The sequence below is a fragment of the Labrenzia sp. PHM005 genome, from assembly GCF_006517275.1.
In the GTDB taxonomy this organism is placed as follows: domain Bacteria; phylum Pseudomonadota; class Alphaproteobacteria; order Rhizobiales; family Stappiaceae; genus Roseibium.
The window spans coordinates 2,075,861-2,100,230 of the sequence record NZ_CP041191.1; the positions used below are offsets into that span (position 1 = coordinate 2,075,861).

Below are 24,370 nucleotides of genomic sequence, written 5' to 3' on the forward strand. Positions count from 1 at the left end.
AAATTGCACACCTCTCTACGCTGTATAGGGTTTAAGAGCCCTATTGAAAAGGTTTACAAGGGATAATGTAAAGGTTTACATCGCATATGAAAACGTTTACATATCCGTTATGACGCCGATGTGGTAGAGGATGTCGGGGTCTGGGAGGAGTTACAGATGCAGCAGCATGCGTCTCAGTCGCAGACGGTGATCGAAGCCGTTAACATCAGCAAGTCCTTTGGGCCTGTACCGGTTCTATTCAGCGTCAGTATGGATATCCGTCCGGGCGAAGTGCATGCGTTGATCGGTGAGAACGGCGCGGGTAAGTCGACCTTGATGAAAATCCTTTCAGGGTTTCATGATCCGACATCCGGCCACATCAAGCTGGATGGAGAGACAACAGACCTTCCGGCCAACGGTGCGGCGGAGAAACTCGGCATTGTCCTCATCCACCAGGAACTCAATCTTGCCGAACAAATGACGGTCGAAGAGAACGTGTTTCTCGGCCGTGAAATGAAGGCGAAGGGTTTCCTGGATCGGGCTGGCATGCGCGCGGTGGTTCAAAAGTACTTGGATGACGTGGGGCTGGATATCTCACCTGCGGACCGGATATCGGATCTGACAATTGCGCAAAAGCAGATGGTTGAGATCGTCAAGGCGGTTAGCCGGAATGCGCGCATTCTCATTATGGATGAGCCGACTGCGGTTTTGACGGAAGAAGAAACAGAAATCTTCTTCCGCCAGGTTCAAAAACTGAAAGAAAGCGGCGTTGGCATTGTTTTTGTGTCGCATAAGCTCAATGAGGTTAAGGCGATTGCCGATCGCGTAACGGTTCTTAGGGACGGTCAATGGATCGACACCCGCCCGGCCAACGAGCTTACTCCAGACACCATGGCTCAGATGATGGTAGGGCGCGAACTGTCGGATCTTTATCCGCCGATGCAGGAAGCAGATGTCGATGCAGACCTGGTGCTGGAGGTGCAAAACCTGACCGCTCCGGGCATTGAAAATGTCAGTTTCAATTTGCGGAGCGGCGAAATTCTCGGATTTTCCGGACTGATCGGATCTGGCCGGACAGCCGTTTTCGAAGCGGTTTGCGGCTTGGCTCCGATCGAGAACGGCACGATCCGGCTTTTTGGTGAAGATGTCGGCCATTTGTCGGTCGCTGCTGCCCGAGATGCCGGGCTCGCCTATCTGACCAAGGACCGGAAAGAAAAAGGACTGCTGCTCGACAAGAAAATGCAGCCGAATTTGACCCTTTTTGCGCTACCTAAGTTTGTCAAAAACTTCGCGCTCGACCGGAAAGCGGAGGGAGCTGCTCTCGAACGGGCGATCCGGCGCTTTGATGTCCGGTCACGCGATCAGGACATCATCGTTGGCAAGCTTTCCGGGGGCAATCAGCAGAAGCTGCTCCTCGCCAAGATTATGGAGTGTGACCCACGGATCGTCATCATCGATGAACCGACGCGGGGCATCGATGTCGGCACCAAGCAGCAGATCTACCATTTCATTGCGGCACTCGCCGCAGAAGGGGTTTCCGTCGTCGTGATCTCCTCGGAAATGCCTGAAATCATCGGAATTTGCCATCGTGTCGTGGTGATGCGCGAAGGCCAGATCACTGGTGTTTTGACTGGCGATCACATCAACGAAAACGAAATCATGCGCTATGCCGCCGGGCTGAAACGGGAGGAAATCCATTGACCATGATGACTGCATCGGAAAACGCCGGCGTAAAACCGGCCAAGCGGTGGTCCGTAGACCTTAAAACTCTCGGACCTGCACTCGCGCTGCTGCTGCTTTGTATTATCGGTTTTCTGCTGAACCCGGCCTTTGTCAGCGAAGGCAATCTTGCCAATCTGCTCACGCGATCTGCCTTTATTGGCATCATCGCGGTTGGAGCAACATTTGTGATCACTGCTGGTGGCATAGATCTGTCGGTCGGATCCATGGCGGCAGCGATTTCCGGCGTGATGATCATTGTTATGAACAATGCAGTCGATACTCTAGGAACCGGTATTCCGACTGTTCTTTTCGGCTGCGGACTGGCAATTCTGCTTGGCATCGGTGCGGGTTGGATCAATGGCGCGCTGACCACCAAAGGCAAAATCGAGGCTTTTATCGTGACCCTTGGAACGATGGGGATTTATCGTTCGCTGGTGACTTATTTTGCCGATGGCGGCACCCTGTCTCTGAACTTTGACATCCGCGGCACCTACCGGCCGGTCTATTACGACAGCTTCTTGGGACTGCCGATTCCGGTCTGGGTCTTCATCGGTGTTGCCATCTGCGGCTGGCTACTTCTGAACCGGACAGCTTTTGGCCGTTACTGCACAGCGATCGGATCGAACGAGGCTGTTGCCAAGTATTCCGCGATCAACGTCGACCGGGTTAAAACGCTCACCTACATCATTCAGGGGTTGTGCGTTTCCTTTGCTACAATCATCTATGTGCCCCGTCTTGGGTCAGCCTCTGCGTCGACCGGCGTGCTGTGGGAATTGGAAGCAATTGCGGCGGTGATTATTGGCGGAACCGTGCTGAAAGGCGGTTATGGCCGGATTGGCGGGACTATTCTGGGGGCTTTGATCCTGACCACCATCGGCAATATTTTGAACTTCACTGATATGATCTCGAACTATCTGAACGGCACCATGCAAGGTTTGATCATCATCGTGGCTGTTCTTTTGCAGCGAAGCGACTGGAAACTGACCAAGAGCAACAAAGAGTAGCTCGTTAATCCAAGGAATCGGGACCCGTCCCCAACTTGAACCGGCTCGCACCGGACGGGAGAGGTGCGTCTAATCGAAGGTATTGGAGGAGGAAACAATGCTGGTAAGAAAAACTTTGGGAGCATTAGCTGTAACTGGATTGCTTGCATTTGCGGGCGCTGCGGCAGCTGCAGACAAAATCAAGATTGGTGTCAGCTATCCGACACCGACGCATGCCTGGGCCGCCGGTATGAACTGGCATGCGGAACAGGCCGAAAAACGGCTGGAAAAGCTCTATCCGGATGTGGATCTGATCCTGGTAAACTCACCGGACCCGGGCGCGCAGGCAAGTGCTCTGGAGGACCTGGTGTCCGTTCATCAGATTGACGCCTTGGTCGTGCTGCCGTTCGAATCCGAGCCGCTGACCGACCCGGTGCTGAACGTTAAGAAATCGGGTGCCTGGATCACCGTTGTTGACCGCGGCCTCAGCCAGCCGGGCATCGAGGATCTTTATGTCGCTGGTAACAATCCGGAACTCGGCCGGGTGTCCGCCCAATACATGAAGGGCCGTTTGAAGGATGGCGACAACATCGTTGTTCTGCGCGGCATTCCGACTGTCATCGACAATGAGCGCTTTGATGCTTTCATGACCGAGATCGAAGGCTCCGGCATCAATGTTCTTGATCACAAACATGCCAACTGGAATCGCGATGATGGCTTTGAAGTCATGCAGGACTTCCTATCCCGCTTTCCGGATATCGATGCGGTCTGGGCCCAGGATGATGACATCGCAATTGGTGTGGTTGCCGCTCTGAAACAGGCGGGCCGGGATGGCAATGGCATGTTCGTTGTCGGTGGTGCCGGCATGAAGGAAATCATCAAGGGCATCATGGACGGCGATGAGCTGATCCCGGTCGATGTGCTGTATCCGCCGGCAATGATCGCAACTGCAATGGATGCAACGGTTTCTGCTTTCAAGTCCAACGGTCCGGTTGCCGGTCGCTACATTCTCGGTGCGACCCTGATCACACGTGAGAACGCGGAAAGCTACTACTTCCCAGAGTCACCGTTCTAAGACCTGGCACGAAAACCGGGGCCGGAGTTTGATCGAGAACACCGGCCCTCTTTGTCTTTAGATTTTGGGAGGCCATCATGAAAACAATCAAAGGGCCGGCGTTGTTTCTGGCTCAATTCGCAGGGGATGAAGCCCCGTTCAATTCCTGGGATTCGATCACCAAATGGGCAGCCGATTGTGGCTACAAGGGTGTCCAGGTTCCCAGCTGGGATGGCCGACTGATCGATCTGGAGAAGGCCGCGAGTTCCATAGGCTATTGTGAGGACTTTGCTGGAACGGCGAAGGAAAACGGTGTCGAAGTCACCGAGCTTTCAACACATCTGCAAGGTCAGCTGGTTGCGGTTCATCCTGCGTATGATTCAGCCTTTGACGGTTTTGCAGCGCCGGAAGTCCGCGGCAATCCGGCTGCACGTCAAGCCTGGGCCGTAGAGCAGCTGAAACAGGCACTGACCGCAAGCCGGAACCTCGGCATCTCCGCCCATGCGACATTCTCCGGTGCTCTTGCCTGGCCTTACATTTATCCGTGGCCGCAACGTCCGGCTGGTCTTGTTGAAACCGCTTTTGATGAACTCGCCAAACGCTGGCGGCCGATCCTCGATTATGCCAACGATATGGGCGTCGACGTTTGTTACGAGATCCATCCCGGCGAAGATCTTCATGACGGCATTACGTATGAGATGTTCCTGGAGCGGGTTGATAATCACGCGCGCGCAAAGATGCTCTATGACCCGTCCCACTACGTTCTCCAGTGCCTCGACTATCTGGACAACATCGACATCTACAAAGACCGGATCGGTATGTTCCACGTTAAGGATGCTGAGTTTAATCCGACGGGTCGGCAAGGCGTTTACAGCGGTTATCAGCCGTGGGTTGACCGGGCAGGACGTTTCCGATCGCTCGGCGATGGCCAGGTCGATTTTGGGGCGATCTTTTCAAAAATGGCGGCCAACAACTTCGACGGTTGGGCTGTGGTTGAATGGGAATGCTGTCTGAAACACCCGGAAGACGGCGCGCGGGAAGGGGCCCAGTTCGTCGCTGACCACATAATCCGTGTGACGGAAAAGGCCTTTGACGATTTCGCTGATGGCGGGACGGACGAAGCGGCCAACCGCAAGATGCTGGGCATTTCCTAGGAGAGATTGATGGCTATTGAAGGAAAAGAAAATACAGCCGATAGGCCTCTCCGACTTGGTATGGTCGGCGGCGGCAAAGACGCCTTCATTGGTGCGGTTCACCGGATTGCAGCGCGGCTGGATGCGAGTTTTGAGCTTGTGGCTGGCGCATTGTCATCAACACCGGAAAAAGCACAGGAGTCCGGCCGTGCGCTCGGGCTCAAGGATGACCGGATCTATGATTCCTATTCTGATATGGCCAAGCGTGAAGCCCGGCTGAAGGACGGAATTGATGCTGTGGCGATCGTCACCCCGAACCATGTGCATTATCCGGCTGCCCGCGAGTTCTTGAAGCGTGGCATTCATGTCATTTGCGATAAGCCGCTGACATCGACACTGGCCGATGCCAATAAACTGGCGAAGGCTGTCGAGGCGTCGAATGGATTGTTCTTTCTGACCCACAATTACACCGGCTATCCAATGGTCCGGCAGGCGCGGGAAATGGCCGCGAATGGAGACCTCGGCGAGATCCGCGTTGTTCAGGTCGAATATCCTCAGGATTGGCTGACAGTCGAACAGCATAACAAACAAGCAGATTGGCGCACGGATCCAAGCCGTTCAGGTGCAGGCGGATCAACAGGCGACATTGGCACCCATGCCTATAACCTGGCGTGTTTTATCACAGGTCAGACAGCCGAAAGCTTGGCTGCGGATCTTCAATCCTTTGTTCCGGGCCGTCAGGTCGATGACAACGGTCATGTGCTCTTACGCTTTGCTAGCGGTGCCCGCGGTATGCTGTGGTGTTCACAGGTCGCGCCGGGTAACGAGAATAACCTGAAGATCCGAGTCTATGGAGATAAGGGTGGGCTTGAGTGGCATCAGGAACATCCGAACCATCTTCATTTCACGCCGTTCGGACAGCCGCAGCAACTGATCACCCGTGGTGGCGCAGGCATGCTGGAGAGCGTGGGGCCGACTACACGGATCCCGCCCGGTCATCCGGAAGGGTACCTGGAGGGATTTGCAAACCTCTACAAGGAAGCGGCAGAGGTAATCCGGGCTCATAAAAACGGCCAGACCGCAGAAACACTGGTTCCAGGTATCGCTGAAGGTGTTGCCGGTGTCCGGTTCGTTGATGCGTGTGTCCGTTCGTCTTCCAGGAATGCGGCTTGGGTCAAACTGACCTAAGTGCAAAAAACGTCTCACCTGCCGCAGAGGTGCGCATCTTTCCGCAGCAGGTGAGATAAGTTGCAGGTTGGGTGGGGACTTAAGCGCCCCAGGTGTCACTCAGCTTGTAACCGGCTGGCCAAGGATCGCTGGGATCCAGCATGTGCTGGTGGGTTCCGGTGATCCAGCCCCGGCCACTGATTTGCGGGACGATGCCTGGCCGCCCGCCGACTGAATGTTCAGACAGTATTTTTCCGGTGAACCTGGAGCCGATGATCGAAATCGCTTCAAACTCTTGACCGACGGACATTTGTCCACGCGCAGCCATAAGCGCCATGCGCGCTGAAACCGCTGTTCCACACGGAGAGCGGTCTACTTTTCCTGGTTGGATGGCGATCGCCGATTTACCGGCAAAGCCTCTTTCAGTCTTTTCAACCGGACCGCAAAACGCGCAAAATGAAATGCTGTTCCAATCGGAGTTCTCAGGATGTGAGAAACCCAGCTGCTCGTTTGCAGCATTGGTGATACGAACACCAAGATGTGCGATTTTAGCAGCTTCGCTTTCGACGATGTCCATTCCGAGCGCTTTTGCATCCACAACGACAAAGCTGTCTCCGCCATAGGCAGTGTCGACGGTCAACGTTCCGATACCTTCAACTTCCAGCTTTGCATCCAGTTTATCCGCGAAACTGGCAACGTTCTGGACATGAATGCGCTCGGCTTTGCCGTCCCGGCAGTCTGCTTTCACTCGGACAAGCCCACCGGGAGCTTCCAAAGTCAGCTCCGTGACTGGCTCGGTCATTGGAAGAATACCGCTGTCCAACAGGACCGTCGACACACAAATCGAATTGGAGCCTGACATCGGAGGCGTGTCCTCGGGCTCCATTATGATGAAAGCCGCATCTGCCGCTGGATGTTTCGGCGGCACAAGCAAATTGACATGCCGGAAGACACCGCCACGCGGTTCGTTCAAAACGAAGTTCCGGAGTGTTTGGTCCTTGGCGATGAAACTGCGCTGATCCCATACGGTTTCGCCGGGGGGCGGGGTGACACCTCCTACGATCACGTCACCGACTTCGCCTTCGGCATGACAAGAGACAACATGGATGGTTTTATTGCTGCGCATTGTCTTGTCCTCACGAATAGCTGGCGACGGGATCGCCGAGGGCTTCAAAGATCGGTGTGATGCCGAGGCCCGGCCGGTCTGAGGCGGTCATCCGGCCGTTGACCCGCTGCGGTGCCCCCTCAGCGATATCGACTGTGCCGTAGCTGTTGAAGTCCGTGGCGGAGAAGGTGAATTCGGACGGTGTCGACCGGGCCAGATGGGCGATCGTAGCCGTAGTGATGTCGCCGCCCCAAGTGTCTTCAATGGTCATTGGGATGCCGTGCACAACGCACAAATCCCGCATGAGTTTGGCCTTCGTCAGGCCGCCGACCTTGGAGATCTTCAGGTTGATGCAATCCATGGCGTCATCGGCGAGGCCGCGGACCAGCATGTTCGGCCCGTCGATCACTTCATCCATGACAAACGGCAGCGCTGTTCGGCGGCGGATGGAGATACTTTCTTCGTAGGTCAGACAGGGCTGTTCGATGTAGACATCCAGCGCCGACACTGCGCCCACAACCCGGGCCGCCTCATGGCGTGTCCAGCCTGTGTTAGCGTCGGCAACCAGAATATCCGTGGATCGTAAAACTGCACGTGTGGCCTTGATACGCTCGATGTCATCATTGGCATCGCCGCCAACCTTCAACTGGAACTTGGTGTACCCTTCTGCCGCATAGCCTTCGATCTTGGCCGCCATGGTTTCAGGCGCTTCTTGGCTGATGGCGCGGTAAAGCACAACATCGTCCTGCGCGGCGCCGCCAAGAAGTGTATAGACGGGCTGGCCGGTGGCCTTGCCCAGAAGATCCCAGCAGGCGATGTCGACTGGGGCCTTGGCGTAGGGATGACCTCTTAGCGCTGCATCCATCACCCGGTTGATCTCGCCGATGTTGAGCGGATCCTTGCCAATTAGGTGCGGCGCAAGCTCCTGTATCCCGCTTCGCACACCCAGCGCGTAGCTCGGCAGATAGGCCGATCCGAGCGGGCAGCATTCAGCATAGCCCTTCAGCCCTTCATCGGTGATGACTTCCAGCACTGTGCTGTCGAATACTTCGACGAAATTGCCGTTAGACCAACTGTAGCGGCCCTCCTTCAAAGGAAGGTCCACCTGATAGACATTGATGGCAGTGATTTTCATGGTGTCCCTCCAATTGTTGAGGCTCAGAAGCGGTTGGGTGAATAAGCAGAAAGGTCGATCGGCGGCGGTGCGCCTTTCGCGATGGTCGCAACAATTTCAGCAGTGCCTGCCGCCTGTGTGAGACCCAGATGGCCATGGCCGAACGCATAAATGATACGAGGATCCTTGGAAGAGTGGCCGATGACCGGCAGGCTGTCCGGAAGAGACGGACGGAAGCCCATCCATTGTCTGCCGGTGTTTGCTTCTATGCCGGGCAAGAAGGATTTGGCTTTATCAAAAAGGATTTGTGATCGTTTGTAGTTCGGCGGCAGCTTGAGCCCGCCCAGTTCAACCGCGCCGCCCACCCGGATGCCATTGTTAATGCGGGTCACAACAAAGCCATGACCGGGAAAGGTCAGATGTGTTCGAAGATCGAAAGATTCATCCGAAATAGTCGAATTGTAGCCCCGCTCGGTTTCTAGCGGGATTTTGTCGCCAATTGACTGCGCAAGGTGATGCGACCAGGCGCCGGCGCAGATGATGACCTGCTGTGCAGAATGCTGTCTTTCTGGTGTATTGAGTTGGATGGCATTTTCTTTTGGTTGGAGCGAAGTGATCGTAGCCGTGGACATCACGCCGCCTCTGGATTTGAAAAGGTCCGTCAGATGCGCAAGCCATGCAGCGGGATCACAAGTGTTGATCCATTCCGGGGTGTAGCCCGCATAGGCGAACCGGCCATTGATACCCGGCTGGATTTTTGCAATTTCGGCAGCACTTTTCAGGAGATTGAAATCCACGCCATGCTCCCGGCGGAGATCCCAGCCTGGAAGGCTGGTACGGAATTCCCGTTCGCTTTCATAGAGCTGTAGCTGCCCATCCCGCTGGATCAGGTGTTCGGCTGACGTATCCTTAATCTGCTGCTCAAGTGCCGCTTGCGACAGTTTCATCAGGCTTGCTTGAGCGGCGAGGCTCTTATGGTAACGGTCCGGAAGACTTGCCCGCCAAAACCGCAGCAGCCACGGCAGGATCTGGAGCGCGTAGGCCGGCGGGATCGACAGAGGACCGAGCGGATCAAGCAACCACTTCGGTGCCTTAAGCATAATACCGGGCGCAGCCAGCGGCATGATGTCGGCAAACGCAAAGGCACCCGCGTTCATTTCAGATGCCCGGGGGGGGGCGTCTTGCCGGTCGAGGATCGTCACCTTCCGCCCTTCTGCCTGGAGGGCAAGAGCCGTGCAGGTTCCAACGATCCCGGAGCCGATCACAATCACGTCTTTGATATTTGGATCCGTCATGGAAAATCAGCCGCACTTTCCCGCCAGAACAGAGTGCCTGGCGGGAACCGAATAGAAGTTAGGGGAGAGTGTAGGCGGTTTTTACCGTCGTATAGAATTCCGCCGCGTAGCGTCCTTGCTCGCGGGAACCGAAGCTGGAGCCCTTCGTGCCGCCAAATGGAACGTGATAGTCGACACCTGCTGTCGGCAAGTTGACCATCACCATTCCTGCCTGTGAGTTCCGTTTGAAGTGATGGGCGTGTTTCAGCGATGTCGTGCAGATACCAGCGCTCAGACCAAACTCCGTGTCATTGGCAACGGCAAGGGCTTCATCGTAATCCTTTACCCGAACCACAGACGCGACCGGACCGAAGACTTCTTCGCGGTTGATGCGCATGTCGTTGCTGGTTTCGGTCACCAGCGCGGGCGCCATGAAGAACCCTTTTGTCGCCAGATCCAGGCGCTGTCCGCCCAGAACCTTGCCACCTTCACTGCTAGCAATGTCGACATAGGAGAGATTTTGTTCCAGCTGCCGATTATCGACAACAGGGCCCATCTGGATACCGGCTTCCAACGCGTGCCCGACTTTCAGCGCGACCATCCGGTCGTAGAGCGTTGCGACGAACTGATCATGGATTTTCTCTGTTACGATCAAGCGGGAGCTGGCGGTACAGCGTTGACCCGTTGAGAAGAACGCACCGTTGAGACAGGTCTCCACCGCAACGTCGAGATCGGCATCATCTAGGATCACCATCGGGTTTTTGCCGCCCATCTCCAGCTGAACTTTTTTTAGTTTTGCGCCACAGGCTGCTGCAATACCGCGGCCGGTCGGAACCGACCCTGTGAAGGAGATGGCATTGACCTTTTCATTGTCGATCATGCGCGGACCGAGTTCGGAACCACGTCCGAACACAAGATTGACCACACCGTCTGGAAGGCCAGCCCGGGACACAATTTCGACAAGCGCATGCGCGCTGGCAGGAACCAATTCGGCGGGCTTCAGGACAACTGCATTGCCGAAGCAAATTGCCGGAGCCAGTTTCCAAGCCGGAATGGCAATCGGGAAGTTCCACGGCGTAATCAGACCGACAACTCCGACCGGTGACCGGGTGACATCCACCTCTATGCCAGGACGGACAGACGCAAGATGATCTCCCGACTGGCGTAGTGCTTCGCCGGCAAAGAATTTGAAGATCTGTCCTGCGCGGGCAGCTTCTCCGATCCCTTCTGGCAGGGTTTTGCCTTCTTCTCTGGAAAGCAATCTTCCCAGTTCTTCCTCGCGCGCCAGGATCTCCGTGCCGATGAAGTCCAGAACATCAAATCGTTGTTGCGGCGTCGAAGTTGCCCAGCCTGGAGCTGCTTCGTGCGCTGCATCAATGGCCTTATCAAGATCGGAAACGGTACCCTTGGCGGCAAAACCGATTGTATCTGTTGTGTCGGAGGGATTGATGTTCGGGATGCTTTCAGCGGTTGCGGCCCACGCTCCGCCGATGAAATTTTTATAGTCCATGATGTGGTCCAGTTTTAAGGCCGGATGCCCAGACGATAGGGGTCGGCCAGATTGAAAATCAGATTTGCGTCAGACGTGACAAAGGCTTGTCCGGTGATGGTCGGGAGAACCCCCTTGCCTGTTCCGGGCTGGTATGAGGCCCGGTAAGTACTGCCGATGACGCTTTCCTGTATCCAGGTTTCTCCCGGCGCTAGAACGCCGTCTTCAGCGAGGCAGGCGAGTTTGGCTGAACACCCGGTCCCGCAAGGTGACCGGTCGTAAGCGCCGCCAGGGCAAAGAACGAAGTTCCGGCTGTTTGAAGATGGATCGACAGGCGGCCCAAAGAGTTCGATATGGTCAATCCAGGCCCCATCTGTTCCGGTGATATCTGCGTCTTCAAGAGCTGTGCGGATGTCCTTTGTATAGGCGGTCAAATCCGTGACATTCGCCAAAGTCAGGTCGATCGGGCTTTCTTTAACCAGGAAAAACCAATTGCCGCCGTAAGCAACATCTCCAGTTACTTTCCCGCGCCCCGGAACATCAACAGACACGTCTTTTTGTAGGCGATAGCTTTCCACATTCGAAACAGCGACTGTGTTGGCATCAAGCAGGTCGACTTCGACAATGCCAACTGGGGTTTCTATGCGGTGTTGTCCGTGCGGCAATCTTCCAAGATGGGCGAGCGTAACCGCCAAACCTATCGTCGCGTGGCCGCACATCCCGAGATTTTGCAGGTTGTTGAAGTAGATCACCGCTGCTGTGCAGTCTGGTTGGGACGGCGGTAAGAGCAATGCCCCAACAATTGCATCGTGCCCCCGTGGTTCCAGGACCACGGATGAGCAGAAATCAAGATGCTCTGCTTCCAGGCGCGCCGCTCGTTCGGCAAGGGAGCCGGATCCAAGATCCGGTCCACCATCGACGACCAGCCGGGTCGGTTCTCCTGCTGTGTGGCTGTCGATTACGCGCATTCGGCCAAAACTCCGCCTTGCCCGCACCAGTCAGCATACCAGGTTTTGAAGAGGTCATATTGCGCTTCGATGTAGCCGCGCTGGGCGTCTGTCAGGGCGTCTGTCTCATTGAAGTGAAGGCGGTATTCGTCTTCGCCGTTCAGAACCATCAGGTGTTTGTAGTAGAGCACAAGATCCGGTCCCTCATCGAAGCTGGATAGCACGCCGAGCGCCTCTTCCAGTTCCTTTGCCCGGTTCCGAGCTTCCGCGTTTCCTTCTGCGGCTTTTTTACAAAGTGCCACAAGGTGCAGAACCGCATCCGGCAGGGCATTGCCGATGCCCGTGATGGCGCCGGTTGCACCGCAATTGACAAAGCCATGGTAGACTGCGGTGTCGACCCCGACCATCAAAGTAACATCAGCATCCTGAGACGTGATGTTTTCGGCTGCATAGCGTAGGTCATCGTGGCCGCCGAATTCCTTGAAGCCAATCAGGTTTGGAAACTGCTTTCGCAGGTCGAAGAAGAGATCTGCTCGGGTTGCAAAGCCATAATAGGGGCTGTTGTAGATGACAGCCGGAAGGCTCGGCGCTGCAGCCAGAATGGCACTGAAGTGATTGCGCTGGGCTATCGCTGAAACACCGCGGGATAAAACTCTCGGGATCACCATCAAACCATGAGCACCCACCTTTGCGGCATGAGCTGCATGCGCAACAGCCGACTTGGTGTTGACTGCGCCCGTCCCGACAATTGTCGGGACGCCAGCTTTGACCAGGCGCTCGACGCCTTCCATGCGCTCTTCATCGGTCAAGAGCGGCCAATCGCCCATGGAGCCGCAATAAACAACAGCTGACATGCCTTTGGAAATCAGGTCCTGTCCCTTTTTCACCAGCGCATCGAAGTCCGGCGTCCGGTCTGCTTTACACGGGGTCATCAGGGCCGGAATGGTGCCGGAAAAAATGTTTGAGGACATTGCCTTCTCCTTTTGAGACGAGCCGAACGGTCGCTGGAAAACCGAGCGTAAACCGTTGGCTTCGAAATTTAAATCAGCGCTGTTCAGCGCACATTGGACAGGAATTTTCGGGTGTGTTCGGATTGTGCGTCCCCAAACACTTGTTCAGGCGGGCCAATCTCTTCCATAACACCGTGGTGGAAGTAGGCGACGCGGTCGGAGACATCGCGCGCAAACCCCATTTCATGGGTGACACAAATCATCGTCATGCCCTCTTCGGCCAGAAGCCGCATGGTGTCGAGCACCTCGCCAACCAGTTCGGGATCGAGCGCCGATGTTGCTTCGTCAAACAGCATATAGGCCGGTTCCATGGCGAGCGCCCTTGCGATTGCGAGCCGCTGCTGCTGGCCGCCGGACAGAGCACTTGGATAGACATTCAGTTTGTCTTCCAGGCCGACATGCTTGAGTTGTTGTTCGGCGATCGCATTGGCTTCCGCACGAGATTTGCCTTTCACGATCTTTGGCGCCAGGGCCACATTCTCCAAGGCTGTCAAATGCGGGAAGCTGTTCCACTGTTGGAATACCATGCCGAGTTTCTGGCGCAGTTTGTTGATGTCTGTGCTCTTGTCATGAACGTTGGTGCCGTCCACGAGAACCGAGCCTTTTTGGATCGGCTCCAGTCCATTGATGCAATAGAGCAGAGTTGATTTGCCGGAGCCGGACGCGCCGATGACGGAGAGTACTTCGCCCTTGTCGACATCCAAGTCGATGCCTTTGAGGACTTGAAGCGCACCGAAGTATTTTTCTAGACCGCGTATCTCGATCATTGGGCCCACCTTTTTTCTAGTTGTGCGGCATAGCGCGAGATCGGAAAGGACAGCGCGAAATAGAACGCACCGGCAATTGCTAGGATCAGGAAGGGTTCCTGGGTCCGGGTAATCAGGATCTGGCTGGCTTTCAGAAGTTCGACATATCCAAGGACAGAGACCAGGGCGCTGTCCTTCATGACGCCGAGCGCAACACCGACCCAGGATGGAAAGACCGCACGGCCACCGATCGGCAGAACAACATGGCGCATGTCCTGCCAATAGCTCAGGCCAAGCGAGCGGGCGGCGCGGCGCATCGGTTTGCCAACAGCCTCAATGCCGCCGCGGGCAACATTGGCGACCAAAGACGCCGTATAGATCGTCAGAACCACCACTCCGGAGCCAAACGGACCAAAATCCAGGCCGATAATCGGCGCGAAGTTGTAGAAAAGGACCAGCTGGATGATCAGCGGGATCGACCGGAAGATATCCAGAACCGGCGCCAGCGCCATGGCTCCCAGAAGTTTGCCTTCGTAGAGCAGCCAGCCAAAGAAGATTCCGAGGACCGTTCCAAGGGAAATTGATACGGCCGAGATCCAGAGTGTACGGAGCGCTGCCTCGCCCAGAAACCACAGGTCATTGATGGTAAAGCCACTGAAGAAGCTTATCGTCTCTTGCACGGTCATCTCCTCAGTAGCGGAACAGGCGCAGAGCAAGCAGGCGCGAGGCCGCAAGGATGACCTTGACGATCACGTAGTAGATGATCGCGGTCACGGCGAAGTATTCGAAGATGCGGAAGGTCCGGCTGGCGAAAAATTGTGTTTCACCGCTGAGTTCCCGGAATCCTACGAGCATGCCTAATGATGACATGAGCACAGCCCAGACCAGCTGGTTGGTCAGCGGGTGATAAACTACGCGAAACACCTGAGGAATGATGATCCGTGTGTAGGCTTGCCAGGACGACATGCCAAGGCTGCGGGCGGCGCGCAATTGGGTGTTTGGAATTGATTGGAAACCACCGCGGAAGTTTTCCGCCAGATATCCTGCGCAGTTGAAGCTAAGGCCCGCGAGGACGATGGTGAAGGGACTGAGGTGCAGTCCGAAGGCGCCCAGACCAAATCCGAAAAAGAACAGCTGAAATAGAGCCGGGGTGTTCCGTGCCAACTCGACCCAAGCGGTCGCGAACCAATAGGCCGGTCCACTCCAGTTCAGGCGGATGAGGGCGAGCCCCAGGCCAATGATGATGCCGATGACCATTGAAAGCGTTGCGACCTGCAAGGTCAGCAAACCTGCTTCCAAAAGGTCCGGCAAGCTTTTCATCACCGGGCGCCAATGGAAATTGTAGTCAAACATTCTCAGGATGCTCCACCAGATCTGCCAGTCTGTGAACTGGGTGTCTGCGGAAAGAGGAAGTGGGAAATCAGCATTGAGCCGTTTTCAAAGACCTCTTGAACAAAGGGACGCAGGGCATGCCTTTGGTGGGGTGGCATGCCCTGCATATCGTCAGTACATGACGCCCGGGATGCGGAGTTCCGGAGCTTCGCCTCCGACGTACTTGCCCCAAAGCTCATCGTAACGGCCGGAGCGGACCTGATGGGTGACAAACAGGTTGAGGAAGTTCAGCCAGGTCACATCTTCACGTTTTCCGACAACGGAAGTGTAATCTGTTGTCCAGGGCATGCGTGGGCCGGCCAGAACAGTGTCATACTGGTCCGTGATGGGCTTGACCGCTGTGTTGGTTGTGATGCCGATATCGGCTTTGCCTTGGGCGACTGCCAGAAACACTTCGTTTTCCGACTGATACCCCTGATAAAGGTGTTCTTCGCCCCATTCTTTGGCGATTTTGAGCCATTCCTGCTCTGGGACGGTGCCGATCGCGCCAGCAACAGTTTTGCCGCGGATATCCTCGAACGACTCGATACCGCTTTCCGCGTTGACGACGCCCTGCGCGTAGTAGATTGCATAAGGAATGGTGAACCCAACAGTTCGGGCGCGGGCCAGACTGTCCGATGTGGCTCCAAAGACAACATCTGCACGACCGGTGACGATGACCGGGAGGCGCTCGGCCCACGTTACTGGGTAAATGGACGGTTCAACTTCCAGAGCGGCTGCGAGATCATTGCAGTATTCGACGTCAAAGCCCGCAGGCTCGTTGTTGGCGTCCCGGTAACCGATCGGCGGAAAGTCGAGGACTACGCCACAGCGAAGTTCACCGCGATCAACGACATCGTCCAGAGTGTCAGCCTTGGCTGGTAAAGTGGCAACGAGCGTAAGCGCTGCTGCGGCTGCGAATTTCCTAAACATGATTTTCCCCTCTTCTTTTCGAAGATTTTTGGTCAGCGCGGAATTGATAATCCAAATCGGATCCAATATTCAATATAAAATATTCAAAAAATTTCCCGCTGTACCAAAACAGGGCGTTCGCCTAAAAAGATCCCGAACGGAGAGGCGTTGGTATGAAACTGAAATCAATGGACATTTCTGCAACGGCATCGGCGTCATCGATTGTCTTCGATGCCTTGCGAACGGCCATTATCGAAGGTCAGCTGGAGGAGGGGGAACCCTTACGCCAGGATGAAATCGCGCGCCTTTTCAACACGAGCCGGATTCCGGTTCGGGAAGCTATTTCCCGTCTTGAAGAGCAAGGCCTGGTTAAAACGCAGCGCTACAAAGGGGCGGTTGTCGCTGGTCTGTCGCCGGAGGAAGTCGAAGAGATTTTTAACTTAAGGGCACTCGTGGAGCCGGAGATCATCAAGAATGCGGTTCCGAGGATGTCCATGGAGCTGCTCTCCCAGGCCCGGGAGAAATGCTCTGATTTTTCGGCCTCAAAGGATCCGATGGAGTGGGGCAACCTCAACCGTGATTTTCACGAAACGCTCTATAGTGCCAGCGACTTGAAGTATTTTCTTGAAATTGCTGGCAATGCGATTGACCGGGTGGAGAGGCAAATCCGGGCTCAATTGGTGATGAGCAATGGTATGGAGCGGGCCGGTCGCGAGCATTTTGGTATTCTTGAAGCTTGTGAGAAGGGGGAAGCGGAAAAGGCCGCCGACCTGACCCGGGCACACATTATGGGGGCAAAATCCTCACTGCTGCAGTTCCTGCCAAAAAAGTAGCTTGCTGCGGCAAGCTCACGTCACCATAAGGCGCCGCCCGAATGCGGCAACGGGCTTCAATTGCCAATGCGCAAACGTTTCGAAGCGAGCATGTTTTGCTTGCTCCAAAGGGTGATATATCGGTTAGGTGAGTGCTGGTGAGAAATTGTGGCCGATATAATGTATGCACAACAGTTCCCGGCAAAAATAGGCTCTCCGGCAAATTCTGCCTGATCGAGTATTTTTCTAAGTAATCTCATTTTATCCGGACTTTTTGGCGGTGTTAACACTTGATTAACTATAAAATTCGCGCATCTTTTAAGTATAATTCATAGAAATATTACTAGTAGGCACATTTTTCCCACTTAAAGGCAAAATTTTCCCAAATTAAAGCAAAAAATTCCTAGTAAAAAATCTAAAAAAATTAATAAATCTCCGCCTGATCTGGAGTATTGGTACGTTATAGACTTGTACAACCAAGTTTGGGGCCAGGCAAAGGACCTGTGGGCGGGTGAGCAAATATGACAATCGCGGCAACAAGTTCACATCCGGAAATGGACTTGCCCGGCAATGAACGGGCGCCAGAACAGCCGACGCAAAGCGTGAATCTTACGGATTTGGGAGACGATGCGCTTTTGGAGTTGATAGGCCAGCATCGGGAAGATGCGTTCCGGCTTTTGATCCAGCGGCATATTGATCGAGCCTACGCGGTTGCCTACCGGATTTTGCACAATGGTCCGGATGCTGAAGATGCGGTCCAGGATGCGTTTTTGAAAGTCTGGACGCAACGCGGAACCTGGCAAGCGGGGAAGGCCAAGTTCTCCACCTGGCTCTTCCGGGTCGTCACCAACCGCTGCATCGACCTCCTGCGCAAGAGCAAGGTGGATGTGACGGACGAGCTGCCGGAGCTGGAAGACGATGCATGCGACCAGTCTGAAGAATTGGAGCGGACGGAGGCAGCCGAAATTCTCGAGGGGGCAATGGGAAAGCTGCCGGATCAGCAACGCATTGCCATCGTCTTGTCGTATAATGAAAGCTTGAGCAATCCAGAAATTGCCGAGATCATGGAAACAACAGTTTCCGCAGTGGAGTCGCTTTTAAAGCGTGGGCGGCAGAAACTCCGGGATTTGCTTAAATCACACAGTGTCGAAATCTTGGCGTTGTTTACTTCTGGTTAACAATAAACCTGAAGTGAAGCGGAGAAACTCCGCCTGAATTCATGCAGTTGCTTCGTTGTAGGGACAAGGCACGGGAAACCCGCGCCGCCCGCGCCGCTTCTTTTGTGCGGCCCGCTTGACTGCAGGAGTTAGACTATGCCCGTTATTTCAACGAACACTGCCGCAAACACTGCGGTTCGCTATCTTAACATGAATTCGCTGGATCAATCCGATTCCCTGGCCAAGCTCGCCAGCGGTTCGCGGATCAACAAGGCCTCTGACGATGCGGCCGGTCTTGCGATCGCCACCAAGATCTCCTCCGACATTGCCGCGCTCGACCAGGCCGCGACCAACTCCTCCCACGGCATTTCCGTGCTGCGAACCGCAGACGGCGGCGCGGCCAACGTTGCCGACATTCTGGAGCGGATGAAGACCCTGGCCTCCCAATCGGCATCCGGGACCGTGACCGACACCGAGCGCGCCTATGTTCAGGCGGAATTCGATCAGCTGAAACAGGAAATTGACGGCATCTCCAAGAGCACCCGGTACAACGGTGTCAGTCTCCTGGACGGCAAAAGCGACTTCTCGGACGATAACACTTATACCGCTGCTACGGTGACCGGTGCGACTGCAAATGCCACTGGTTTGACGGCTAACACGAGCGGGACAATCCAGATCAATGGAGCGACCATAACTCTCTCCACTACGGCAACGTCTATGACTGTTGCTGACATGGTTACGCAGATTAACGCAGGGCTGACTGCCGCTGGTAACACCAGTGTTGTTGCTTCAAACAACTCCGGCACCCTAACGTTAACTTCTTCGGCTAAGGGTGCTGATGCGAGCATTACGATTGCTGCGGGAACGGGCACTCTCGGCTTAGGAACTGTGGGTCTAACCGCTGGCACCACAAATGGCTCAACCACTGTAGCTGCTACGACCGGTGCCGATATCGTGGTTGGTTCATCCGCATCCGATACGATTAATCTTGTGCTGCCCACACTGGATACGACAACTCTCGGATTGTCATCATTGAATGTATCGAGCCAATCCGGTGCAAAGGCGGCTATTTCAGCTCTGGATACAGCGATCGACAAAGTCTCCAACGCCCGGGCCGATATGGGTGCCACCATGTCGCGCTTCGAGTTCCGCTCGTCCCAGATCGCAACCAGTGTTGAAAACCTGGATGCAGCCAAATCGGCGATCTCCGATGTCGATATCGCCAAGGAGCAGGCCAAGCTTGCTGCGTCCAAAGTCAAGGTTCAGGCGGCGGTCGCAGCTGCCAGCCAGGCCAACCAAATGCCGGAAAATCTGCTTCAGCTGATGCGGTAAATTTTTACCGGCATAGGCCGGACCGGGTGACCGTAGTGACTGCCCCCACCTAGCGCTGCGTCAGCCGGTCCGGCTCTTCATTTTCCCTTTGGGCAAATAGATCTCGGGTTTAGGGAGTGAGTTGATGAATGTCGGTGGCACCGCTTCAACGGCAAATACGGCGACCCAGTCTCCGGCAAAAACAACCCCACAATCCGTACCGCAACCTTCCAGCAAATCTGCAAACGGCAGCGATTCTGTCGATTGGAATTCGCTGGTCGAAGCCTCCGTTGTGCAGAAGAAGGCCCCTGCGGTTCGGCTGGACTTGAAAATCAAGGAAAACACAACAGAAATCAAAGCCTATCAAAAGATGCAAGGGCTGATGCAGAACCTTGCCTCGTCCTTGAAGTCTATCCGGGGCTCCGACAGTTCGCTAACCCGCAATGACGACATCTTTTCCAAGCGCCAGGCGTATTTGACCGGGCGCGGCGTGACCAACCCGCAGTCCAATGTCGTTGTCACCGCCACCAATGGCGCGGATGTGCGTACTTATGATCTGAAGATCCTGAAGGTGGCGACGGCGCAAAAGGTGGCCAGCCAGTCCTTTCCTGATTCCAAGACGGACCTCAATCTGGAAGGTTCGTTTTCGCTGAAGCTCGACGGCGCGGCCGGTGCCGCCACCACCATCGATATCAAAAAAGATATGCCTCTGGCTGAAATCGCCGAGGCGATCAATGCCAAGAAGGCCGGAACCGGTGTGTCCGCGGCGGTCGTCAAGGTGTCCGAGACCGAATCCAAGTTGATATTGAATGCGGACAAAACCGGCAAGAACATCCTCATGACGCCGGTTGCGGGCGCCAACATCGGCCAGTCTCTCGGCCTCGTCGCGCCGGGCGGCGGGTTTGCCAATCAGCTTCAAGCTGCCACCGATGCGCTTGTTGAACTGGATGGTGTTCAGGCGAGCCGCGATTCAAACGTGATCGACGATCTGGTCAAGGGCGTCACTTTCTCGCTCTACAAGGAAACCGGGGCCGGCAATTCGGTATCGGTGGAAGTCGCGCAGTCGCTGAACGACATCAACACCGCGATCAAGGGACTTGTCGACAGCTACAACGCCTACCGCACGTTCGCGATCAGCCAGCAGCAAGTCGCCACAGGCGGGCAGGTGTCGGCCGATGCAGCTTTGTTTGGTGAAAGCATCCTGCGCAACGCCAACACAGGGATTGCCGGTGCTTTATCGACCACGATCAACACCGAAAGCATGGCGCTCCTGGGTTTGTCATACGACCCCAACAACATGCTGCAGATCGACGCTACCAAGTTGAACGACGCCTTGATCAACCGGCTGCCGGATGTTGAAAAGATCCTGGGGTTCCAGGCCTCGTCCAGTTCCGCCGATGTTGGTTTGCTGACGCGGGGGGCGAACATGCCAGCCAGCCTGTCGCTGGATATCAAAACCGACGGCAATGGCAAAATTACTTCAGTTTTAGCAGACGGCAAGGCAGATCAGTTTGTGGTCAGCGGCCAGCGGATCGTCGGTGCGGAAGGCACGGCCTACGCAGGGATGACGCTTGTTTTTACCGGCAAGACAGACACGACGGCGAACCTGTCGTTTTCGTCCGGCATCGCAGAGCGGCTTTATCAAAGTGTTACGCAGTATTCGGATCCGCAAAACGGCCTGATCCAAAAGGTTGTGACCGAAATGACGGCCGACAACGAAGGCCATACAAAGAGATACAATCGCATGATGAGCGATGTGAACCAATTCCGCACGCGCCTGATCAAGCTGTTTTCTGAATATCAGAAAGAGATTGTGCGCGCTGAGTCGGACCTGAACTATTTGAAAGCAATCTTGGGAATAAAGGACTGAGTGTTGTGAGTTATGCAATGAACCGCGCGATCGGGGCCTATCAAACCGCTGCAACCACCGTGGCGCCGCCTGCCGCTGTCACTCTTTTGCTGGATGAGGTGTTGAACGCTTTTGTCCTGGCTGCAGGCCACATGCGCAACAATGAACACGAAGACGCGTTTGCCCGCGTGAACCGGGCGTCCGGAATTCTGCGCGGTCTGCGCCAGAATGTGGACCTGGAGTACGATCTTGAGATGGGACACCAGCTTGTCGACATGTACACGCGCAACATTTTTGCGATCAACATGGCTTATCCGGCTGCGGATGCGATCGAGCAATTTGCCGATCTTGCCGAAGGTCTGCTTGAGTTCCGCAACTCCTGGGCGGAGATGACGACTCTAGCGCCTCGGGGGCTGGAAACACTCAGAAACGATATTTTGACGGAAAGATCTGTTGTCGACGGACTGGCTTTGGTAGACACGGCTTAGTCAGGCCTGTAGCGTTCGCCTGAGTATTAGTTATCAGGTGGCGCATGGCCGGATCAAAATCTGAAATGTCGTTAGAGCAGTTCGATGAACTGCTAAAGCGGCATGGACCAGACATCGGGAAATGGCCGGAAATGGAACAAGAAAGCGCCAGGTATCTTCTCGATCATTCTCCCGCGGCAAAAGCGCTCTTCCAATTTGAACAGGGCATGGATGATCTGATTCGTTCCGGAGATACCCCCAAAGCGCCAGCGTCTTTGATTGATTCAATCATGGATAAGGCGAAAAAAAGCTAGCATAATCGTTTTCATGGAAGTTCGATTGCAGCTTCTTAATATGTAGATTTCTTCTTTGCCCGGTCTGGGCGACTTCCTTGATGTGCATCAGATTTTAAATGACTTCGTTAAGGGAAGGCTGTGCCAGACCGCTTCACCTGATGTGAAGGCCGGAATATTTGGCCAATTTCTCCCGTTTTTTCATCATTTTCATCAGAAAGCCAATAGGAAGCGCCTTCATTATTGTTGGTGGGCAATATTTTCCTTGGTAAATTCTTCTTATGGGAAAATATTTCCGAAGTAAAAAATATAAAAAAACTTCGCCTGAACTTGGCTTCGTGTCCGTTTCAGAAATAACGGGCGATGTTTTGCCGTAAGGCGGTGTCTTCGTCCTCTTCCGTAGATCCTTCAAGGTGGGGCGAAAATGTCGATTACTTCCATAACACAAACGCCGCAAGCTCAGGCGCAGGCTGGTGCCACGCCGATCAAAGGCTCGAAGCTGACGACATCTGATTTTCTTCAATTGATGGTGTTGCAGCTGAAAAATCAGAACCCGACATCTCCATCTGACCCGAACCAGGTCATGAAACAGATGATGGATCTAGCGGGCTATGAAGCGCAGGTCGACACCGGCAAAAAACTGGATGCGATTACATCGTCGCTTAGTGCCCTGCTGTCCGGCAATGGTCTTGGGTACATCGGCCGTACGGTTGAGGCAGCTGGTGACACGACCGCTCTCCAAAGCGGGCAGGCCAAATGGTCCTACGCGACAAATGGTAAGGCGCAATCGGTCAAACTGCAGGTGCTGGATGAAAAAGGCGCGGTGGTTTTTGAGACGGCCGGGAAGACAGATCCCGGCAAGCAAAGTTTCTCCTGGGATGGCAAGGACAAAGACGGAAAGCAATTGCCTGATGGCGGTAAATACACGCTCAAGGTCACAGCTCTAGACGGCAATGACAAGGCCGTTCCGACAGGCACCACGATTTTCGGCAAGGTCACCGGCATCGATGCCACGGGTGACAAATCTGTTCTTCAAATCGGCGGCATAAGCGTTCTGATGCAGAACGTTCTGGCTGTCCTCGAATCTAAGTAAGGGGACGGTCATGAGTTTGATGGGTGCAATGAATTCAGCGATTTCGGCACTGGCTGCTCAAAGCCACGCTTTGTCCACGATCGCCAACAATCTCGCCAATTCAGATACGACAGCCTACAAGTCTTCCAAAACCAGTTTTAACAACCTGGTGGCGGGAACCGGATCAAACACAAGCGGCGGGGTCGCTGCAACGACACGGTCGAACATCAGCCAGCAAGGTTTGGTCACTCAATCCACGCATACAACTCATTTGGGCATTGAAGGTAACGGCTTTTTTGTGGTCTCCGACAACGCTGACTCGCGTTCGCGCTATTACACGCGGAACGGTGAATTCAACGTCGACACTGGCGGTTATCTTGTCAACGGTGGTCACTATCTTCTCGGTTGGACAACAGATGCGTCTGGGAACCCGACTGGTGGAACAAGCGAGACGAACTTGCAGCCGATCAATCTGAACGCAATCCGCAGTTCGGTTGAGGCGACCAATAAAGTACACACTCAGGCGAATTTGCCATCCGAAGCGGCTGTTGGCACAAAATACCAAACCAGCTTTGAGGTTTATGATGCGCTGGGGACGACCAGCACAATAACGGCCACTTATGAAAAAACTGCCGCAAACGAGTGGAAGCTGACCTATGCCGATCCGGTGTCGCCGTCTACCAAGGCGAAGACCGGCACGGTGACATCTGCCGCAATCACGCTGAAGTTTAATTCTACGGATGGCACGCTTGCCAGCACCACACCAGCCAATCCGCAGCTGACCATCGGCAGCTGGACGACCGGCGCAGCCAACAGCACCATCGATATCAGTCTAGGAACGCCGGGCAAAAAAGATGGCATGACACAGCATGCATCAAAAAACCCGAACAAACCGGATATCGACGTTCAGGATATTCAGCAAAACGGCTTGGCATACGGCAACTTGAAAAACGTGCAGATTGCCAAGGATGGTCAGGTTGTCGCGTTCTTCGACAACGGTGAGCAACGGACCATCTATCAGATCCCGATTGCCAACTTCCGGAATATCAACGGTCTCACCGCAATGAGTAATGGCCTTTATGCGCGCTCAGCGGAAAGCGGCAATTCGACTTTGCATGTTCCGAGTAACGGCGGTGCCGGGTCGATCAAGGGCGGTCACTTGGAGCGCAGCACGGTCGATACCAGTGCTGAATTCGCTGACATGCTGGCCGCGCAACAAGCCTATTCGTCAGCATCTCAGATCATGTCGACTTCTAACAAGATGTTCGACACGCTGCTGAATGCTGTGAGGTAACAGTCATGGAAGAGGACCTGGACGGCTGTCGTGCAGAACGCCATCGGCTCAAAATTGAGATGAATCGTCTCTCGTCCAGCCCCGCCCAAACTGCAAGCCGGCTCCAACT

23 protein-coding genes are annotated in these 24,370 nt (G+C 54.8%); 13 read left to right on the forward strand and 10 right to left on the reverse strand.

Annotation, left to right across the window (positions count from 1 at the left end):
• The first annotated feature begins 156 nt into the window (after positions 1-156).
• The 5 genes from FJ695_RS09435 (at position 157) to FJ695_RS09455 (ending at position 6,059) form a co-directional block, all read left to right on the forward strand.
• Positions 157-1,680, forward strand: a complete 1,524-nt coding sequence (locus FJ695_RS09435; protein WP_141185205.1) for a sugar ABC transporter ATP-binding protein — start codon at positions 157-159, stop codon at positions 1,678-1,680.
• A gap of 2 nt (positions 1,681-1,682) precedes the next feature.
• Complete coding sequence (locus tag FJ695_RS09440) at positions 1,683-2,705, forward strand: ABC transporter permease (protein WP_247653813.1); 1,023 nt, start codon at positions 1,683-1,685, stop codon at positions 2,703-2,705.
• 97 nt (positions 2,706-2,802) lie between these two features.
• Positions 2,803-3,759, forward strand: coding sequence for a substrate-binding domain-containing protein (locus tag FJ695_RS09445; RefSeq protein ID WP_141185206.1), 957 nt, complete (start codon positions 2,803-2,805; stop codon positions 3,757-3,759).
• A 77-nt stretch (positions 3,760-3,836) separates the two neighbouring features.
• Positions 3,837-4,892, forward strand: coding sequence for a sugar phosphate isomerase/epimerase (locus FJ695_RS09450; RefSeq protein ID WP_141185207.1), 1,056 nt, complete (start codon positions 3,837-3,839; stop codon positions 4,890-4,892).
• A 9-nt stretch (positions 4,893-4,901) separates the two neighbouring features.
• Complete coding sequence (locus FJ695_RS09455; RefSeq protein ID WP_141185208.1) at positions 4,902-6,059, forward strand: Gfo/Idh/MocA family protein; 1,158 nt, start codon at positions 4,902-4,904, stop codon at positions 6,057-6,059.
• A 79-nt stretch (positions 6,060-6,138) separates the two neighbouring features.
• Here FJ695_RS09455 and FJ695_RS09460 read toward each other — a convergent pair whose 3' ends face one another.
• The 10 genes from FJ695_RS09460 to FJ695_RS09505 form a co-directional block, all read right to left on the reverse strand.
• On the reverse strand, positions 6,139-7,164 hold the full coding sequence (locus FJ695_RS09460) for a proline racemase family protein (protein WP_141185209.1): 1,026 nt from the start codon (positions 7,162-7,164) through the stop codon (positions 6,139-6,141).
• A gap of 10 nt (positions 7,165-7,174) precedes the next feature.
• Positions 7,175-8,278, reverse strand: a complete 1,104-nt coding sequence (locus tag FJ695_RS09465; RefSeq protein ID WP_141185210.1) for a cis-3-hydroxy-L-proline dehydratase — start codon at positions 8,276-8,278, stop codon at positions 7,175-7,177.
• Between the two features lie 23 nt (positions 8,279-8,301).
• Positions 8,302-9,552, reverse strand: coding sequence for an FAD-binding oxidoreductase (locus tag FJ695_RS09470; RefSeq protein ID WP_141185211.1), 1,251 nt, complete (start codon positions 9,550-9,552; stop codon positions 8,302-8,304).
• 58 nt (positions 9,553-9,610) lie between these two features.
• Positions 9,611-11,041 (reverse strand): aldehyde dehydrogenase family protein, encoded by a 1,431-nt coding sequence (locus FJ695_RS09475; protein WP_141185212.1) that lies wholly within the window; start codon positions 11,039-11,041, stop codon positions 9,611-9,613.
• Between the two features lie 14 nt (positions 11,042-11,055).
• Entirely contained in the window at positions 11,056-11,988 is a 933-nt protein-coding gene (locus tag FJ695_RS09480; protein ID WP_141185213.1) for a proline racemase family protein, read from the reverse strand.
• Positions 11,979-12,938: a dihydrodipicolinate synthase family protein gene (locus FJ695_RS09485; protein WP_141185214.1), complete on the reverse strand. Its 960-nt coding sequence runs from the start codon at positions 12,936-12,938 to the stop codon at positions 11,979-11,981. Before FJ695_RS09485 ends, FJ695_RS09480 begins: the two co-directional genes overlap by 10 nt.
• A gap of 83 nt (positions 12,939-13,021) precedes the next feature.
• Positions 13,022-13,744, reverse strand: coding sequence for an amino acid ABC transporter ATP-binding protein (locus FJ695_RS09490; RefSeq protein ID WP_141185215.1), 723 nt, complete (start codon positions 13,742-13,744; stop codon positions 13,022-13,024).
• The gene (locus tag FJ695_RS09495) at positions 13,741-14,403 is read right to left on the reverse strand and encodes an amino acid ABC transporter permease (RefSeq protein ID WP_141185216.1); all 663 of its coding nucleotides are present in this window, start codon (positions 14,401-14,403) and stop codon (positions 13,741-13,743) included. The genes FJ695_RS09490 and FJ695_RS09495 overlap by 4 nt, the downstream gene beginning before the upstream one ends.
• Before the next feature lie 10 nt (positions 14,404-14,413).
• A complete protein-coding gene (locus FJ695_RS09500) occupies positions 14,414-15,076 on the reverse strand; it encodes an amino acid ABC transporter permease (protein ID WP_141185217.1) in 663 nt (220 codons plus the stop codon).
• 150 nt (positions 15,077-15,226) lie between these two features.
• Positions 15,227-16,027, reverse strand: a complete 801-nt coding sequence (locus FJ695_RS09505) for a transporter substrate-binding domain-containing protein (protein WP_141185218.1) — start codon at positions 16,025-16,027, stop codon at positions 15,227-15,229.
• A 152-nt stretch (positions 16,028-16,179) separates the two neighbouring features.
• On the opposite strand from FJ695_RS09505, the gene FJ695_RS09510 reads away from it, so the two are divergent.
• From FJ695_RS09510 to flgE, 8 genes are all read left to right on the forward strand, one after another.
• A complete protein-coding gene (locus tag FJ695_RS09510; RefSeq protein ID WP_141185219.1) occupies positions 16,180-16,839 on the forward strand; it encodes a GntR family transcriptional regulator in 660 nt (219 codons plus the stop codon).
• A gap of 500 nt (positions 16,840-17,339) precedes the next feature.
• Positions 17,340-17,996, forward strand: a complete 657-nt coding sequence (locus tag FJ695_RS09515) for an RNA polymerase sigma factor (protein ID WP_141185220.1) — start codon at positions 17,340-17,342, stop codon at positions 17,994-17,996.
• Positions 17,997-18,131: 135 nt separating this feature from the next.
• A complete protein-coding gene (locus tag FJ695_RS09520; RefSeq protein WP_141185221.1) occupies positions 18,132-19,307 on the forward strand; it encodes a flagellin in 1,176 nt (391 codons plus the stop codon).
• Between the two features lie 124 nt (positions 19,308-19,431).
• On the forward strand, positions 19,432-21,156 hold the full coding sequence (fliD, locus tag FJ695_RS09525; protein WP_141185222.1) for a flagellar filament capping protein FliD: 1,725 nt from the start codon (positions 19,432-19,434) through the stop codon (positions 21,154-21,156).
• Positions 21,157-21,173: 17 nt separating this feature from the next.
• Positions 21,174-21,623 (forward strand): flagellar export chaperone FliS, encoded by a 450-nt coding sequence (gene fliS, locus FJ695_RS09530; RefSeq protein ID WP_141185223.1) that lies wholly within the window; start codon positions 21,174-21,176, stop codon positions 21,621-21,623.
• Between the two features lie 44 nt (positions 21,624-21,667).
• The gene (locus FJ695_RS09535; protein ID WP_141185224.1) at positions 21,668-21,916 is read left to right on the forward strand and encodes a hypothetical protein; all 249 of its coding nucleotides are present in this window, start codon (positions 21,668-21,670) and stop codon (positions 21,914-21,916) included.
• 403 nt (positions 21,917-22,319) lie between these two features.
• Positions 22,320-22,988, forward strand: a complete 669-nt coding sequence (locus tag FJ695_RS09540) for a flagellar hook assembly protein FlgD (protein WP_141185225.1) — start codon at positions 22,320-22,322, stop codon at positions 22,986-22,988.
• 10 nt (positions 22,989-22,998) lie between these two features.
• Positions 22,999-24,261, forward strand: a complete 1,263-nt coding sequence (flgE, locus tag FJ695_RS09545) for a flagellar hook protein FlgE (RefSeq protein ID WP_141185226.1) — start codon at positions 22,999-23,001, stop codon at positions 24,259-24,261.
• Positions 24,262-24,370 lie beyond the last annotated feature (109 nt).